Origin of the sequence: Aeromicrobium sp. REDSEA-S32_B7, from assembly GCF_001626145.1 — a bacterium.
In the GTDB taxonomy this organism is placed as follows: Bacteria; Actinomycetota; Actinomycetes; order Propionibacteriales; family Nocardioidaceae; genus Aeromicrobium; species Aeromicrobium erythreum.
In genome coordinates this window covers 1-16,367 of record NZ_LUNF01000189.1, presented here as the reverse complement: position 1 = coordinate 16,367, position 16,367 = coordinate 1, and the positions used below count along the sequence as shown (strand labels likewise).

General features: G+C 73.1%; 15 protein-coding genes and 1 pseudogene. 7 read left to right on the top strand and 9 right to left on the bottom strand.

Going from position 1 to position 16,367, the window contains the following annotated elements:
- Nucleotides 1-386 precede the first annotated feature (386 nt).
- From A6Q79_RS13030 to A6Q79_RS13015, 4 genes are all read right to left on the bottom strand, one after another.
- Nucleotides 387-3,314: a UPF0182 family protein gene (locus tag A6Q79_RS13030; RefSeq protein WP_286690350.1), complete on the bottom strand. Its 2,928-nt coding sequence runs from the start codon at nucleotides 3,312-3,314 to the stop codon at nucleotides 387-389.
- A 64-nt stretch (nucleotides 3,315-3,378) separates the two neighbouring features.
- Complete coding sequence (locus A6Q79_RS13025) at nucleotides 3,379-3,927, bottom strand: PPA1309 family protein (protein ID WP_286690351.1); 549 nt, start codon at nucleotides 3,925-3,927, stop codon at nucleotides 3,379-3,381.
- Nucleotides 3,924-5,045, bottom strand: coding sequence for a PDZ domain-containing protein (locus A6Q79_RS13020; protein ID WP_286690352.1), 1,122 nt, complete (start codon nucleotides 5,043-5,045; stop codon nucleotides 3,924-3,926). Before A6Q79_RS13020 ends, A6Q79_RS13025 begins: the two co-directional genes overlap by 4 nt.
- Nucleotides 5,046-5,080: 35 nt before the next feature.
- Nucleotides 5,081-5,503 (bottom strand): molybdenum cofactor biosynthesis protein MoaE, encoded by a 423-nt coding sequence (locus A6Q79_RS13015; RefSeq protein ID WP_067855909.1) that lies wholly within the window; start codon nucleotides 5,501-5,503, stop codon nucleotides 5,081-5,083.
- Nucleotides 5,504-5,600: 97 nt separating this feature from the next.
- Between A6Q79_RS13015 and A6Q79_RS13010 the strand changes: the two genes are divergently transcribed.
- Entirely contained in the window at nucleotides 5,601-6,980 is a 1,380-nt protein-coding gene (locus A6Q79_RS13010) for a zinc-dependent metalloprotease (RefSeq protein WP_083516291.1), read from the top strand.
- Nucleotides 6,977-7,531, top strand: a complete 555-nt coding sequence (locus tag A6Q79_RS13005) for an NUDIX hydrolase (RefSeq protein WP_067855906.1) — start codon at nucleotides 6,977-6,979, stop codon at nucleotides 7,529-7,531. The genes A6Q79_RS13010 and A6Q79_RS13005 overlap by 4 nt, the downstream gene beginning before the upstream one ends.
- Here the strand turns inward: A6Q79_RS13005 and A6Q79_RS13000 are convergent.
- Nucleotides 7,485-7,976 (bottom strand): M48 family metallopeptidase, encoded by a 492-nt coding sequence (locus tag A6Q79_RS13000; RefSeq protein ID WP_317698584.1) that lies wholly within the window; start codon nucleotides 7,974-7,976, stop codon nucleotides 7,485-7,487. The two genes, A6Q79_RS13005 and A6Q79_RS13000, sit on opposite strands and share 47 nt — an antisense overlap.
- A 622-nt stretch (nucleotides 7,977-8,598) precedes the next feature.
- Between A6Q79_RS13000 and A6Q79_RS12995 the strand changes: the two genes are divergently transcribed.
- On the top strand, nucleotides 8,599-9,027 hold the full coding sequence (locus A6Q79_RS12995) for a hypothetical protein (protein ID WP_317698583.1): 429 nt from the start codon (nucleotides 8,599-8,601) through the stop codon (nucleotides 9,025-9,027).
- Nucleotides 9,028-9,052: 25 nt separating this feature from the next.
- The gene (locus A6Q79_RS12990; protein ID WP_067855897.1) at nucleotides 9,053-10,426 is read left to right on the top strand and encodes an AarF/ABC1/UbiB kinase family protein; all 1,374 of its coding nucleotides are present in this window, start codon (nucleotides 9,053-9,055) and stop codon (nucleotides 10,424-10,426) included.
- A 3-nt stretch (nucleotides 10,427-10,429) separates the two neighbouring features.
- Here A6Q79_RS12990 and A6Q79_RS12985 read toward each other — a convergent pair whose 3' ends face one another.
- Entirely contained in the window at nucleotides 10,430-11,068 is a 639-nt protein-coding gene (locus A6Q79_RS12985; RefSeq protein WP_067855894.1) for a LysE/ArgO family amino acid transporter, read from the bottom strand.
- 69 nt (nucleotides 11,069-11,137) lie between these two features.
- Here A6Q79_RS12985 and A6Q79_RS18685 point away from each other — a divergent pair.
- Nucleotides 11,138-11,314 (top strand): annotated as a pseudogene (locus tag A6Q79_RS18685) (LysR family transcriptional regulator); the annotation flags it as partial.
- An 85-nt stretch (nucleotides 11,315-11,399) separates the two neighbouring features.
- Entirely contained in the window at nucleotides 11,400-11,789 is a 390-nt protein-coding gene (locus A6Q79_RS12980; protein ID WP_317698582.1) for a hypothetical protein, read from the top strand.
- On the opposite strand, the gene A6Q79_RS12975 is transcribed toward A6Q79_RS12980, so the two are convergent.
- Nucleotides 11,770-13,893 (bottom strand): ATP-dependent helicase, encoded by a 2,124-nt coding sequence (locus tag A6Q79_RS12975; RefSeq protein ID WP_317698581.1) that lies wholly within the window; start codon nucleotides 13,891-13,893, stop codon nucleotides 11,770-11,772. The genes A6Q79_RS12980 and A6Q79_RS12975 overlap by 20 nt on opposite strands.
- A gap of 148 nt (nucleotides 13,894-14,041) precedes the next feature.
- Here A6Q79_RS12975 and A6Q79_RS12970 point away from each other — a divergent pair, with 148 nt between their 5' ends.
- A complete protein-coding gene (locus A6Q79_RS12970) occupies nucleotides 14,042-14,284 on the top strand; it encodes a mycoredoxin (RefSeq protein WP_067855885.1) in 243 nt (80 codons plus the stop codon).
- Nucleotides 14,285-14,406: 122 nt separating this feature from the next.
- On the opposite strand, the gene nudC is transcribed toward A6Q79_RS12970, so the two are convergent.
- Together nudC and A6Q79_RS12960 are read right to left on the bottom strand one after the other, a co-directional pair.
- Complete coding sequence (gene nudC, locus A6Q79_RS12965) at nucleotides 14,407-15,297, bottom strand: NAD(+) diphosphatase (RefSeq protein ID WP_317698580.1); 891 nt, start codon at nucleotides 15,295-15,297, stop codon at nucleotides 14,407-14,409.
- Nucleotides 15,294-16,367: PD-(D/E)XK nuclease family protein (locus A6Q79_RS12960; RefSeq protein ID WP_317698579.1), on the bottom strand; the 1,074-nt coding region annotated here is incomplete at its 5' end. The genes A6Q79_RS12960 and nudC, both read right to left, overlap by 4 nt.

The window sequence follows — 16,367 nt, the reverse complement described above, 5'->3', positions numbered from 1 at the left end:
AGAACGCTCCGCTGGTCGAGTAGCGGCGACGGCGAGCGCCAGCGAGCACGTCGGCGCGTATCGAGACCACCCGGCAACGGCCCCAGCGCGAGCCGACCCCCAGCGACCGCCTGGAGTGGTCTCGATACGTCACCTCACGCCTCGTCCCTCGGCGGAGGCGACTACTCGACCAGCAAAACGCTCCGCTGGTCGAGTAGCGGCGACGGCGAGCGCCAGCGAGCACGTCGGCGCGTATCGAGACCACCCCGCAACGGCCCAGCGCGAGCCGGCTCCCAGCGACCGTCTGGAGTGGTCTCGATACGTCCGACCGAGCTCCTTCGTCGCCGGTCGGCCTACTCGACCAGCGAAACCTTCGCCGGTCGAGTAGCCCGAGCGAGTCGAGCCCCCTACTCGCCGCCACTCTGGTCGGACTGGCCCAGGGCGTCCTGGGCGTTCTCGACCGCTGCGTTCATCTGGTTGATCCGACGCTGGTACTCGGCGAGGTCGCCGGCCTCGAGGGCCTTCTGGGCCGCGGAGTAGGCGGCGGAGGCGTCGCGCAGGTACTCCTGCGTCGTCTTCGCGCCACCGTCGCCACTGCCACCGGTGTCGCCACCCGAGGACTCCTCGTCCGGGTCGGGGACGGAGCCCTCCGCGAGGCCGAGCGCCACGCGCAGCGCCTCGTCGAGGGTCTGGCCGAAGCCGACCTCCTCGCCGAACGACGCCGCCACGAACTGCAGCACCGGGTAGCTGCCCTCCTCCGCCGTGCGTCGGATGTAGACCGGCTGCACGTACAGCAGCGCGTCGCCCACGGGCAGGGTCAGCAGGTTGCCGTTGAGCACCCGTGCGTCGGACTGGCGGAACTGCAGCAGCGCCTGCGTCACGCCGCGGTCGGAGCTGAACTGGTTGGCGATCTGGCTCGGACCCGGTACCTGCGTGTCGCTCGGCAGCTGCAGGATCTGCATCTTCCCGTAGTCCTCGCTCGACGCCTCGGAGTTCACCGACATGAACGCGGCCAGGTTCTGGCGGCTGTTCGGCAGGTAGACGCTGGTCAGCGAGAACGCGGGGTCCTCCTGGCCGGGACGCGCCGTCGTCAGGAAGTACGGCGGCTGGAGCGACTTCGGCTGACCCGACGGGGTCGCCGGGTCCTCGGGCACGCGCCAACGCTCGCCGTCCTCGTAGAACGTCTGCGCGTCCGTCACGTGGTAGCGCTCGAGCACGTTGCGCTGGACCTTGAACAGGTCGACCGGGTAGCGCAGGTGCTCCAGCAGGCTCTGGTCGATCTGCGAGCGCGGCTCGACGACACCCGGGAAGACCTTCATCCACGTCTTGAGGACCGGGTCCTGGGTGTCCCACTGGTACAGCTTCACGCTGCCGTCGTAGGCGTCGACGACGGCCTTCACGGAGTTGCGCATGTAGTTGACGTTGTCCGTCGGGAGCGCGGCCTGCGACGAACCCTGCGTCAGCGTGTCGTCCGTGGCCTGGCGCAGCGAACGTCGCTCGCTGTACGGGTAGCTGTTGCTCGTCGTGTAGCCGTCGACGATCCACACCACGCGACCGTCGACGACCGCCGGGTAGGTGTCGCCGTCGACCGTCAGCCACGGCGCGACCTTCTCGACGCGGTCACGCGGGTGCCGGTCGTAGAGGATCTTGGAGTTCTCGTTGACGCGGTTGGACAGCACGATGTTGGGCTCGGCGAACTTGAACGCGTAGAGCACCTTGTGGAAGAGGCTGCCGACGGGCACGCCGCCCTCGCCGTCGTAGGTGTTCTGCGTGGCGCTCTCGGCGCCGTCGTTGCCCGAGCCGCCACCGCGGGGGATGTCGACCTCGATCGGTGCGGCGCCCTCGGGTCGTCCGACGATCGAGTACGACGGCGAGCTCTCGCCGAAGTAGATCCGCGGCGGCACCTCGGTCTCGATCTCCCCGACCGGCGGGATGTCCTTCTGGACCCAGACGGGCTCACCCTGCTCGCCGCGCTGGTTGCCGCGCGCGGCGATGATGCCGTAGCCGTGCGTGTACACGGTGTGGTCGTTGGCCCAGTTGCGCTGGGAGTCCTGCAGGCCGCCCAGGTCGAGCTCGCGGGCCGCGATGATGACGTCCTGCGGGATGTCGTCGTCGCCCAGCTTGTAGCGGTCGACGTCGAGGGTCTGCGGGACGGTGTAGTAGCCGCGCACCTGCTGCAGCTGCTGGAACGCGGGCGAGATGAGCGTCGGGTCGAGCAGACGCGTGCTGACGCGCGACTCGGCCGACGCGTTGAGCTCCTGCGGCGTCAGGGTCGTGTTCGCGGTGTAGTCCTCGGTCTCCACGTCGGCGACGTCGTACGCCTCGCGCGTCGCCTCGATGTTGCGGGCGATGTACTGGCCCTCCTTGTCCGGCTCCGAGGGACGCACCTGGAAGGACTGCATGACGTAGGGCCAGACACCACCGATGAGCACCGACGTGAGGAGCAGCAGGCCCAGCCCGACGCCCGGCAGCACCCACGACTTCACGAACACGGACGCGAAGAACAGCACGGCGCACACGAGCGCTACGCCGATGAGGATGTTCGCTGCGGGGATCCGCGCGTTGGCGTCGGTGAAGCCGATGCCGGTGAACAGGCCGGAGCCGTTGACGGCGAGGTTGTAGCGGTCGAGCCAGTAGCCGAAGGCCCGCAGCAGCACGCCGAACCCGACGAGCACCGCCAGGTGCACCTGCGCCGCGCGCGTGAAGCGCGGGCCGCGTCCGGCGAACCGGATGCCACCGAACACGTAGTGCACGAAGACGCTCACCAGGACGGCGACGACCACCAGCGCGAACAGGAACGACGACAGGAAGTTGAACCAGGGCAGGTCGAAGACGAAGAAGCCGATGTCCTTCTTGAACTGCGGGTCCTGCTCGCCGAACGACGTGCCGTGGCGCCACAGCTGGAACGTCTCCCACCGCGACGACGCGACGGAGCCGGCGAAGACCGTCAGCACGACGGCGAGCACGATCAGCGCCGGACGCTTGACCGGCGAGAGCGCCTGCCGGTACCGGAACGCGGGGTCGTCGCGGCGCATGGGCAGCGTGTCGGGCTGCAGCCGGTGCGCGAGCCACGCGTTGGCGGCGACGACGAGCCCGAACAACAGGCCGAGCACCGCGAAGAGCCCGACCCGGTTCACGATCACGGTGGTGAACACGTTCGAGTAGTCGACCGAGCGGAACCAGAGCCGGTCGGTCCACACCGACGTGAAGATCGACCCGAGGAACAGCAGCGCCGCCAGCGTGACGAGCGTGGGCACGAGCACCTTCCGGCGCTTGTCGACCCCGCCGGGCGTCGGCTCGGGTCGGGGACGGGGGGTACCGAAGATGTCGCTCACGGGGCTCCAGGTGTCGTTCTGGGGTCGGGTCCAGCGGTGGGGCTGACGGTGGGGCGAGCCTACGTCAGGCGTTCGGGTCGAGGGTGCGGAGCAGGGCCTGCACCAGACCGGGCACCAGGTCGGGGCCCTCGAGGAGGGTGGCGTCGGCGGGCGTGCGGGCGCGCACGGCGCTGTGCCGCTCCCCCGTTCGGTCGACGACGGCCACGAGGCGCACGTCCTGGCGGGCGGGGTGGCGGGCGGCCGCCTCCGCGACCGCGGCCGGGTCGGACGGGAGGTCCTCCTCAGCCTCGGGCGGCAGCATGATGCGCTCGACGACGACGGCGCACCCGTCGACGGCGTCAGGCCACTGGATCTCCTCGAGCACGTCCTCGAGCGGTCGACCCGCGAGGTGCAGCTCCTGCTCGATCGTCGTGAAGCCGTCGGGTGCGTCGCGCAGCGGCACGGCGAGCTGGGCCGCGAGCGAGGGCTCGGCCTCCACGAGGGCGGCAGTGCGCACGAGCGCGTAGAGGCGGGGCGCCTGGTCCCACCCGTCCGCGGCCACGTGCGCCTCGACCTCGAGCGCGGCCAGCCGCAACGGGGTGGACGGCAGCGGCTCCTGCTCCGGCGTCGTCACGAGCACGTCCTGACCCGGGCGTCGGGATCCTTGGCGAGCGCCGTGAGCTCCTTGACGGCCTCGTCGAAGGTCGCCACCCGCACGAGGGTCATGCCGTGGTCGGAGCCTTGCGCGGCCTCGGCGCAGTTCGCGTCGGGCACCAGGAACACCTTGGCGCCGGCCGCCGCGGCGCCGGCGATCTTCTGCCGCACGCCCCCGATGGGGCCGACGGTGCCGTCGGGGCTCATGGTGCCGGTGCCCGCGACGGTGCGCCCTCCCGTGAGCGAGCCGGGCGTCAGGCGGTCGTAGATCGCGAGCGCGAACATGGTGCCGGCGCTGGGGCCACCCACCTCGTCGCCGACGTTGTTCTCGACGTCGATCGGGAAGTCGTAGACGGTGCCCAGCGAGACCCCCACGCGCGGGACGGAGGCGTCGCGCGGGTCGGGGCGGGTGGTCACGTCGACGGTGCGTTGCGTGCCGCCGCGGACGACGTCGAGCGTGACGGTCGCGCCCGGCTTCACCCGGCCGACGGCCTCGACCACTGACGCCGCGGACGAGGTACGTCGGCCGTCGACGGCGGTGATCTCGTCCTTCGGCTGCAGCTTGCCCGCTGCGGCACCGTCCTGCGCGACAGCGGCGACGGACGCGCGCTCGCCCACCCGGTAGCCGGCGGCCCTCAGCGCGACGACGAGCGAGCTGTCCTTGGAGCTGGTGAGCTGCGCCTGGCCCTCGGCCTTCGACGCCGCGGCCGACTCGTCGTCGGGGTAGACGATGTCGCGCGGCACGACGGCCACGTCGGAGGTGAGGAAGGCCTCGACGACCGACCCGAGACTCACGTGCGTGTCGGCGCGGGTGACGGAGACCGTGGTGAAGTCGAGCGCACCGTCGACGGGGTAGGTCTTCACGCCCTTGCCGAACGTGAACATCTGCCGGCCGCCGATCTCGCCGAACGTGTCGAACGCGGGGCCGGGACGCATGGTCACGTACGGGGCAGGCAGCAGGAAGGCCACGCACGTGAGGGCGACGACGCTCACGCCCGCGACGAGCAGGGTGACGTAGCGACGCCCCAGCCGGTGGGCGTCAGGGTCGTGCGGGGCGCCCTCGGGCACGGCGGTGTCTCGTCCAGGGTCGTCGGGCACGGCTCCACCCTAGAGTTCGACGACAACTGCGCCGGTCAACAGGCCCCGACCCACACGGCGTCGCCGGTCTCGAACGTCTGGTGCTTCCACACCGGCACCTCGGCCTTGAGCTCGTCGATCAGGCGGCGGGCACCGACGAACGCCTCGGCCCGGTGGGCGGCGGACACACCCACGACGACCGCGAGGTCGCCGATCTGCAGGTCGCCGACCCGGTGCACCGCGGCGACCGCGACGACGTCCTCCTCCGCAGCGACCCGCTCCGCGACCTCGCGCAGCCGCTCGACCGCGCTCGGGTGCGCGCTGTAGGAGAGGGCGCTGACGTCCTGCCCACCGTCGTGGTCGCGCACCGTGCCGACGAACAGGGCGACGCCGCCGGCGTGCGGGTCGCGCACCGCGGTGAAGACCTCGTCGAGGCTCAGGGCGGTGTCGCGGACGTCGACCAGGCGGACCGTGCTCATGGGACACCACCGTAGTCGGCGCGACCGCGCTGCGCCGCCCAGCGCGGGCAGCGGTGAACGACCCGACCCCGTGGGGCCGCCTCGATACGCTGGCCCCATGGCCGACACACCTGACGACCGCGACGACTCCTCCTCCGAGGACAACCGGGAGCCGCAGCAGCCCAACCCCTTCGCCGGGACGCCCTTCGAGCAGGTCTTCGGGGCACTCGGCGGGATCCCCGGCGCCGCCGGCGGGCCCGCCGGCCAGGCACCCGACCTCGGCGCGATCTTCGGGCAGATGCAGCAGCTGTTCAGCGGCGCCACGCAGGACGGCTCCGTCGACTTCGACACCGCCCGCGACGTCGCGCGCCGCACGCTCGCCGCTGCCGGCCCCGACCCGTCGCCGCACGCGGGTCAGGTCGGGGCGGTCGCCGACGCCGTCCGGCTCGCCGAGACGTGGCTCGACCGCGTCACGGACGTCCCCGCCGCCACGACGTCGTCCGTCGCGTGGAGCCGCGCGGAGTGGGTCGAGGCCACCGGCACCTCGTGGCGACGCCTCATGGAGCCCATCGCCGACAACGTGGTGGGGGCGATCGCGCAGGCCATCCCCGACGAGGCACGGGCCATGGCCGGCCCGCTCATCGGGATGCTGAACCAGGCCGGCAGCGCCATGTTCGCGCAGCAGATCGGCCAGGGCCTCGCGGGTCTGGCCACCGAGGTGCTGTCGTCGACCGACATCGGCCTGCCCATGGGTCCGAGCCGCGTGGCCGCCGTGCTCCCGCACAACGTCGAGGCGTTCGGCGAGGGCCTCGAGCACTCGTCGGCCGACGTGCTGCTCTACGTCACCCTGCGCGAGTGCGCGCATCACCGGCTCTTCGCGCACGCACCGTGGCTCGAGCAGGCTCTGGTCGGCGCCATCGACGAGTTCGGCGCGGGGACCCAGATCGACGTGGAGGCGATCGAGGCGCAGGTGCGCGAGATCGACCCCAGCCGTCCCGAGGCGATCGCCGAGGCGATGCAGGGCGGCCTGTTCGAGCCGCGCCGCACCCCCGGCCAGCAGCACGCGGTCGAGCGGCTCGAGACGCTGCTCGCCTTCGTGGAGGGCTGGGTCGACGAGGTCGTCTCGCAGGCCGCGCGCGACATGCCGTCGGCGCCGGCCCTGGCGGAGGCGGTCCGCCGTCGCCGCGCCACCGGCGGTCCCGCCGAGCAGACCTTCGCGTCGCTCGTGGGCCTGGAGCTGCGTCCGCGTCGTCTGCGCGACGCCGCGAACCTGTGGGCCGCGGTCCGCGACCGTCAGGGTCCGGCCGCACGAGACGCCGCCTGGACCCACCCCGACCTCATGCCGACCGCGGCCGACCTCGACGACCCGCTCGGCTTCGCGAGCGGCGAGTCCGGCGACGACGACTTCGACGCCGCGCTCGACGAGCTGCTGTCCGGCGAGGCCGGCGACGGCACCCCGGGCCGCGACGACGAGCCCGGCACCGGCGACGCCCGGTGACCCTGCACGCCGACGCGACGCGCACGCTGGCGGCCTGGACGGCACCCGACGCAGGCCAGGAACGGCTGCGCGTGGCGTACCTGGCTCACCTCGCCGCGCACCCTGACGGGATGCTGCGCCCCTGCAGGCCCGACCACGTGACGGCGAGCGCGCTCGTGATGACGGCCGACGCTCAGCGCGTGCTGCTGGTGCGTCACCGCAAGGCGGGGATGTGGCTGCAGACCGGCGGGCACTGCGAGGCCGACGACGCGAGCCTGGTCGACGCCGCCGCACGCGAGGCACTGGAGGAGACGGGCATCGCGGGCCTGCAGGTCGACCCCGACCCGCTGCGTCTCTCGCGGCACGCCGTGCCGTTCTGCTCCCCCGGCGGCCACCATCTCGACGTCCAGCTCCTCGCCGTGGCCCCCGTCGACGCCGAGCCCGTCGTGGCCGAGGACGAGGACCCGGTGGCCTGGTTCGGTGTCGACGATCCTGTGGAGCCGACCGATGCCGACACGCTGGCGCTCATCGCTGCTGCCAGGACACGCCTTCGAGGAACCCCTCGGCCTTGACCGCGTGCGGGTAGTCCGCCAGCAGCGCCCAGAACCGCGGGGAGTGGTTGGGCTCGATGAGGTGGGCGAGCTCGTGAAGGACGACGTGGTCGACGACGTAGTCGGGCATGTCGCGGACGCGGTCGGAGATGCGGATGGCCCCCGTGGCCGCGGTGCAGGAGCCCCAGCGCTGCGTCTGGTTGGTGACCCACCGCACCGAGGTGGGCACCGCGCGACCTTGGAGGTAGCGATCCGACAGGGTGCGCGCGCGGGCCATCAGCTCCTCGTCGCCGGCCGGGGTCCGAGCGACGCGGGCGTCGAGACGGGCCACGAGCCGCGCGACCTCCTCGCGCTCCTGCTCGGGTGACAGGTGGGCGGGCACGAGCACGATCGTGCGGTCGCCGTCGCGGTACGCCTGGATGGTGCGACGACGTCGCGTGCTGCGCCTGATCTCCACCTCACCCACGCCCTGGACGGTAGCCGAGGGCTCCGACGGACGAGGAATCTTCGTCCACATCCGCCGGGCGTGGTCGAGGCCGTCCCGTCGCAGGTCAGGAGGCGGTTCCGTACCGTCGGAACGTCGGTCTCCACCGGCTCAGACCCGTCTGTCCACGGGCCGTCCACACCGACCGACGGCGATGCGCACATCTTCCCCACAGACTTGTCCACAGGAGTGGACAACGGTTCTGCCAAGTCGGTTGACGCGCCCCTCTGGGACCCCTACGGTGTCCTCAGCCGGGCTCCCGAATCAGGTCCGCAGGGGAAGGCAGACCCTCGGGAGCCCGGCTCTCGCACGTCCGGCCCCCTGGATGCCTCCGTGGGCGCTGTGGACGCCCGCTGGTCCGCACCCGTCGAGCCCCGCAAGGTGGCGGTCATGACGTTGCGGCCCGTCCTCCTCCCGGGAGCCGACGTCGTGCGTCGTGACGCGCGACGACTGACCGTCGTCGGCCGACCCGACGTGGTGCTCACCGACCGACCGGGTCTCCTCGCCCTCCTCCGGCTGCTCGACGGTCGCAGCCTGGAGTCCGTCGAGCGACTGGCCCGGGAGAGGGTCCCGGAGCTCGAGGACGACCCGCGCTCGGTCCGGGGTGCTGCTGCTCCTGCTGGTCGCGGCCGGCGAGCCCGACCGGCACTGGGTGGCGCGAGCGGTCGAGACCGGTCTGCCGGTCCTGCCCGTCGTGGTCGACGAGCACTGGGCCCGCGTCGGTCCGCTGACGGTCGCGGGCAACACGTCGTGCCTCGGGTGCCACGACGCCGCACGCGCCGCCGCGGACCCGACGTGGGCCGCGGTGGTGAGGCAGCTCGGTCGCCCGCTCGTCGCCGCTCCCCCACCGTCGCCGGGGCCGGTCCTGCTGCACCGCCTCGCCGCCGCGGTCGCCGAGCAGACGGCGGCCTGCGCCGGACCGGATCGTCCCGAGACGGTGGGTGGCGTGCTCCACCTGCGCGGACGCGACGTCGTGCGCGAACCGGTCCCGGTCCACGAGGGCTGCACGAGCCTGCTCCACCGGGACGCCTGAGCCGATGGCACCTATCCTGGAAGACGTGGAGCCACAGGAGCCGGACGACACGACGGACGACCGCGGCACTGGCCGCCGGAGTCGGTCGTCGCTCCCGGTCGGGGCGTTCACGCGTGGCGCGAAGCTCGCGGCCCTGCCGGTCGGGTTCGCGGGCCGCACCGCCCTCGGCATGGGCCGGCGGATCGGCGGCGCGCCCGCCGACGCCGTGCTGACCGAGGTGCAGCGGCGCACCGCCGAGCAGGTGTTCAGCGTGCTGGGCCAGCTCAAGGGCGGCGCCATGAAGATGGGCCAGGCCATGAGCATCTTCGAGGCGGCGCTGCCCGAGGAGATCGCAGCGCCCTACCGAGAGACGCTCACCCGTCTGCAGGACGCCGCCCCGCCCATGCCGGTCGACGTCGTGCACCGTCAGCTGACCGCCGAGCTCGGCGGCGACTGGCGCGACCGGCTCGTCGAGGTCGGCGATCAGCCCGCCGCGGCGGCCTCCATCGGGCAGGTGCACCGCGGTCGGTGGCACGACGGACGCGAGGTGGCCGTCAAGATGCAGTACCCCGGTGCCGCGAAGGCGCTGCGCTCGGACCTGCGTCAGCTGTCGCGCATCTCCCGGCTGCTCGGGGTCCTCGCGCCGGGCATCGACGTCAAGGCGCTGCTGCAGGAGCTCGAGGACCGGGTGGTCGAGGAGCTCGACTACACGCTCGAGGCCGCCGCACAGCAGCGCTTCCACGAGGAGTACGCCGACGACGCCGAGATCTTCGTGCCGAGCGTCGTGCACGGGACCGAGCGCGTGCTCGTGAGCAGCTGGATGGAGTCCACCGGCTCGCTGGCCGACCTCATCCGCGACGGCAGCCAGGACGACCGCGACCGCTACGGCGAGCGCTACGTGCGGTTCCTGCTCACCAGCCCCGACCGCGTCGGGCTGCTGCACGCCGACCCGCACCCCGGCAACTTCCGTGTGCTCCCCGACGGACGTCTCGGCGTCGTCGACTTCGGTGCGGTGGCACACCTGCCCGACGGGCTGCCTCCCGCACTCGGCCCGCTCCTCACCGCCGCGCTGGCGGGCGACGCGCAGGCGGTGACCGACCACCTGCGCAGCGAGGGGTTCCTGCGTCCCGGCACCAAGATCGATCCCGAGGTGATGGCCGGGTACATCGCGCCGTTCGTCGAGCCGGCGGGCGCCCCGACGTTCACGTTCTCGAGGGCCTGGCTGCGTGAGCAAGCAGGCCGGGTCGGCCTCGGCGGCGAGGGCATGTCGACGTCGATGAAGATCAACCTGCCGCCGGAGTACCTGCTCATCCACCGCGTCTGGCTGGGTGGCGTCGGCGTGCTGTGCCAGCTCAACGCGACGGCACCGTTCCGCTCGATCCTGGAGGAGTCGATCCCCGGGTTCGAGCCACCGGACTGAGGCTCAGCGGAGCACGAGGCCGGCGGCCAGCACCAGCATGACGCAGCCGATCGCGCCGTCGAGCAGGCGCCACGCGCGCGGCTCGCGCAGCCAGCGGCCCAGGTGACGCGCACCGAACCCGAGCGCCGCGAACCAGACGACGCTGCCCGTCATGGCGCCGACAGCGAACCACCCACGGGCGTCACCGTGCGAGGCGGCGACCGACCCCAGCAGCACGACCGTGTCGAGGTACACGTGCGGGTTCAGCCATGTCAGGGCGAGCGCGGTCAGCCCGACCCGCGCCGCCGACGGCCTCACCCGCACCGCCAGCCCGCCGCCTGACTCGACGCGGGCGTCGCCGTCGACCTCGAGCGACTCCCCCGACCCCGTGACCGCCCGGCGCAGCGCCAGGACCGCGTAGCCGGCGAGGAACGCCGTGCCACCCCAGCGGGCCGCGTCGACGAACCAGGGCACCGACTCGACGAGTCGCCCCAGGCCGACGACCCCGACGGCGACGAGCACGACGTCGGAGAGAGCGCACACCGCCACCACCAGGCCGACGTGCTCGCGACGCAGCCCTTGCCGCAGGACGAAGGCGTTCTGCGCGCCGATCGCGACGATGAGGGCGAGGCCGGCACCGAGGCCGGAGAGGAGGCTGGTCACGCAGCCACGCTAGGGCGCAAGCATCTTCAGGACCAGCGAAGAATTCTTCAGGTGCATTAGCATGGCTTCATGTGGTCCGACCCCGTCGCCGTGCGCACCGTGGCCGCGGTGGTCGAGGCCGGCACCTTCGACGGCGCCGCCCGCGCCCTGCACGTGACGCCGTCCGCGGTGAGCCAGCGTGTGAAGGCCATCGAGGAGTCGGTCGGCCAGCGCCTGCTGGTGCGCACGACTCCCGTGCGGCCGACGGCCGCCGGGGAGGTCGTGCTGCGCTACGCCCGAGCCGGTGCCCGGGTGCCGGGCAGTCCCGCTCGGCGCGCTGACCTACCGGGCGATGGCGTCGCGCACCTGGATGGACCGCTGGGCCCCCGACGGGGTCGGCGAGGCCGAGCTGCGGACCGCACCGCGCGTCGACTACGACCCGACCGACTCGCTCCAGGCCGACTGGCTCGCCGCGCACGACGTCGACGCGTCCCTGACCCCACGCCACCTCGTGCCGTCGCCGCACGACTTCGCGCGGGCCGTCTCCCTCGGTCTCGGCTGGGGCCTGCTGCCCGCCGAGCACGCCGCCACGTACGGGCCCGACCTCGTCGACCTCGCAGGTCCGACGATCCGCTCCCCGCTGTCGTGGCAGCGCTGGCGGACGCCGTCGAGCCTGCTCGACCGGCTGACCGACGTCGTGGTGGCGACGGCCGCCGAGCGCCTCAGCCCTGCTGGGCGATGACCTCGAGCACCGCCTCGCCGTAGCGCTCGCGCTTCGTCTGGCCGATCCCCGGGATGCCGACGAGCCCGTGGGCGTCGGCGGGGCGCAGCTCGGCCAGGGCGAGCAGGGTGGCGTCGGTGAACACGACGTAGGCCGGCACCTTCGCGTCCGCGGCGGTGGTGCTGCGCTTGCCCCCCTGCCGCCCGCCGGGCTTGCGTGCCCGCGCCCAGGAGATGGTCAGGTGGCGCCGCGCCCGGGTGACGCCGACGTAGAACAGCCGACGCTCCTCGGCCACGGCCTGCGGGGTGTCGGCGTGGGTGATGGGCATCATCCCCTCGTGCGCCCCGACGCAGAACACGGCGTCCCACTCCAGGCCCTTGGAGCGGTGGATGGTCAGCAGCTTGACCGAGTCGGCCTCCGAGGGCGTCGTGACCTCCATGCCCTCGTTGAACTCCGACTCCGCCCGCAGGTAGGTCACCAGGCCCGTGAGCGAGGCGTAGCGGTCGGTGGCCCCGTAGTCGGCCACGGCGTCGAGGAACGTCGCGAGGTTGTCGGACGCACCCTCGACGTCGCCGGCCTCGAGCTCGACGTCGAGGTCGAGCGCGCGGACGGCGCGACGCGCGAGGTCGAGCAGCGGCTCGCCCACGTGCGCCCGGACGCGGTGCACCACCCGCGAGAGGTCGGCGAGTAGCTCGGTGAGACCGGCCTCCGGCTGGGACTCGGCGAGGTCGTCGGCCATCGTCACGAGAGCGTGCAGCGACTCCCAGCGGTCGCGCGTGGCGCCCGGACCTGACGGCGCGGTCTCGGTGTGTCCCATGCTCGCCAGGACCGCGCGGACCTCGTGCCCGAGCCGACCGTGGTCGGGGGCGTCGACGTCGACCGTCGCGTCGGCCCCGTCCTCGCCGGCGCGCGCCGCACCGCGCAGGAGGGTGACGGCCTGACGCACCTCGGCGCGCTGGAAGTAGCCCTCGACCCCGCGCAGGGTGACGGGGACGTCGCGCTCGCCCAGCGCCTCCTCGAAGGCCTCCGACTGCGCGTTGATCCGGAACAGGACGGCCATCTCGCGGTAGGGCACCCCCGAGCGGTGCAGCCGGACGACCTCGTCGGCCACCGCGGACGCCTCGCTCGGCTCGTCGCTGTACCCCAGGTAGCGCACGGGCTCGGCGGGAGCGGCCTGCGCCTGCAGCGGTCGGCCGTGGGCCTCGCCCCGGACGCCGTCGAACACGGCGTTGGCGACGGCCACGACCTGCGGGGTGGAGCGGTAGTTGCGCACCAGCGAGACCCGCTCGGCGTCGGGGTAGCGCTGGGCGAAGTCGGCGAGGATCTGCGGCGACGCCCCGGCGAAGGTGTAGATGGTCTGGCGCGGGTCGCCGACGACGCAGACGTCGTCGCGTCCGCCGAGCCAGAGGTCGAGCAGCGTCGACTGGAGCGGGTTGACGTCCTGGTACTCGTCGACGACGAACCACCGGTACTGGCGTCGGACCTGCGCGGCGATGCGCTCGTCGTCGGCGAGGATCGCGGCGGTGATGAGCAGGATGTCCTCGAAGTCGATGCGCCCGCGCTCGCGCTTGACGTCCTCGTAGGCGGCCATGACCGCGGCGACCCGGCCCGGGTCGAGGTCGGCGACCTCGCGTCCGCGGCGGCGCGCCACATCGGGGTAGTCGGCGCCACGGACGTTGCTGACCTTGGCCCACTCGACCTCGGCGGCGAGGTCGCGGATGACGGCGTTGTCGGGTCGGCGGATGCCCTCACGGCTCGCGGCCTCCGCGACGAGGCCGAACTTGGAGCCCACGACCTCCGGCAGCTCGGTGCCGTAGACCTGCGGCCAGAAGTACCGCGCCTGGCGCAGCGCGGCGGAGTGGAACGTGCGGGCCTGCACGTGCGGCGCGCCGAGCTGGGCGAGCCGTCCGCGCATCTCGCCCGCGGCACGCGTCGTGAAGGTGAGCGCGAGCACCTCGGTGGGCACGTACAGGCCGGTCGCGACGCCGTAGGCGATGCGGTGGGTGATGGCGCGGGTCTTGCCCGTCCCGGCGCCCGCGACGATGCAGACCGGGCCGCGCAGGGCCTCGGCGGCGGCCCGCTGCTCGGGGTCGAGGTTCTCGAGGAGGTCCTCGGGGCTGGGCACGCGGGCACTTCTCCTCGGTCGGGGACGGGTCGGGGGGTGCCGGACAGGCCGGCGGGGCGGAACAAGCCCGGCCGTGGTGTCGTTGACACCCGTGGCACCGGCGTCGTCGACACCGGTGCGACCAGCCTAGACCGCACAGGAGACAACGATGACCGGCGACTTCACCCTCTACTCGACCCCGTGGTGCGGCTACTGCCACCGGCTGAAGTCGCAGCTCCAGCGCGAGGGCATCAGCTTCGAGGAGGTCGACATCGAGCAGGTCCCCGAGGCCGCGGCGATCGTCGAGAAGGCCAACAACGGCAACCAGACGGTCCCCACCCTGGTGTTCGCCGACGGCACCGCCCTCACGAACCCGTCCGTCGCGCAGGTCAAGGCCCAGCTGGGCGTCTGACCCCCTGGCGGTAGGTGAGCCGCGGAACGAGTGCTGGCGGTCGCGGACCCGCGTCATCGTCGTCAGGTGACGCGCGCCAGCTACCGCTCGCTCGAGCTCCGCGGCGGCCTACCGCCCCGACGTCAGTACCAGCCGGACGGGATGCGCTCGCCCAGCCAGCTCTCGATGAGCCAGCTGGAGATCGAGACTCCGGACGGCGGGAGCAGCAGCGTCCCCGCCTCGCCCTGCGCCAGCAGCTCCTCGCGGGTGACCCACTGGGCCGCCGCCATCTCGACGCCGTCGACCTCGATGTCGGTGGCCGTCGCCCGACCGAAGAAGCCGACCATCAGGCTCGCCGGGAAGGGCCACGGCTGGCTGCCCGCGTAGGCCACGTCGCCGACCACGACACCGGACTCCTCGGTCACCTCGCGGCGGACGGCGTCCTCGAGGGTCTCCCCCGGCTCGACGAACCCCGCGAGCGTCGACCAGCGACCCTCCGGCCAGCTGGCCTGGTGCCCGAGGAGTGCGCGGTCCTGGTCGTCGGTGACGAGCATGATGACGGCGGGGTCGGTACGCGGGAAGTGGTCGGTGCCGCACACGGTGCACCGGCGCAGGTGACCGGCCGACCGGATCTCGGTGGCCCCGCCGCAGCGCGGGCAGAACGGCGTGGCAGCGAGCCAGCGGGCCATCCCGACGGCGTGGACGGCCAGGGAGAGGTCGTCGGCACCCAGCAGGGGCGCCAGGACGCGGATGCTCACCGGCACCAGGTCCTGCGGCACGCGCTCGACGACGACCGCGGCGTGCGGCACCCCGGCGAGCTCGCCGAGGAAGATCCACGTGCCCTCCGGCGCCTCCTCGCGCGGCAGCCAGCGCAGGGCGGGCCCGTCGACCGTCGCGACGTGCTCACCGCCCAGCACCAGCACGCGCACCTGCGGACCGTCCCACGCGTCGTCGGCCCGTAGCAGGCCCGCACGGTCGTGGCGGGCCCGGTCGCAGGCGAACGGCGGGGTCGCGGACGAGGTCGAGGCGCTCACCCTGCCAGGTTAGGCCCGGGTCCGGTCCCGGGCGCGAGCAGCGCCTCGAGAGCCTCGCGGTCGAGCAGGTCCTCGGGTGCGTACCGCACCACCGTGCCGAGACGCACGTAGTAGAACGCGCCCGAGACGAGTGCGGGGTCGAGACCCTGGAGCTCGGCCCACGCCAACCGGTACAGGCTGAGCTGCAGCGGGTCGGCGTCGGCCTGTCGGCTCGTCTTCCAGTCGACCACCTCGAAGCCACGGCCGGCCGGCGTGGTCGTGGCGAAGACGGCGTCGATGCGGCCGACCACCTGCTGGCCGGCCAGCAGCATCGAGAAGGGCGCCTCGATCGTGTGCGGCGTGCGGTGTCCGTACGGGCCCGACTCGAACCGCTCGATGACGTCGGCCAGCTCGGCGTCGTCGGCGAGCTCGACGTCGCCCTGTCCCGGCAGCTCGGTGGGCTCCAGCAGAGGTCGCTGGCCGTAGTGCGACTCGACCCAGGCGTGGAACCGGGTGCCGAACCTGGCGGCGCCCGAGGGCTGGCGCGGCATCGGCCGCGCCAGGGTGCGCGCGAACGACGACTCGTCCTGCGCCAGCGCCAGCACCGCCGTCGCCGACAGCGTGGACGGCAGCTCGACGGGACGCGCCTCTGCCTGCGCCGCCTCGGCCTCGGCGAGGAGGAGGTCGATCTCGAGGGACAGCTCGGCCACTCGGTCGCCAGGGACCGGCAGCTCGGGCACCGGCGCCGCGCCGCCGTCGAGGGCAGCCAGGACCTCCGCGGCCAGCGCTCGCCGCCCGTCGAGAGCCGGCGGCTCCACCGGCCACGCGATCCCGTCGGCGAGCACGAGGTGCGGGTTGGTCTCGTCGTCGGCGGGAGGCTCGGCCCAGTGCAGCGGGTCGATCCCCTGCTCGACGAGCCAGTCGCGCGTGGTGAGCAGGAAGTCCGACGGTCCGAGCGGCTTCAGCTGGGTGCGTCCCCACCAGTGGCCGCTCACGACCACGCGCTCCTTGGCGCGGGTGTAGGCGACGTACCCGAGGCGGAGCTCCTCGAGCAGGTCGGCCTCGCGGCTCGCCGCGCGCAGCTCTTTGCC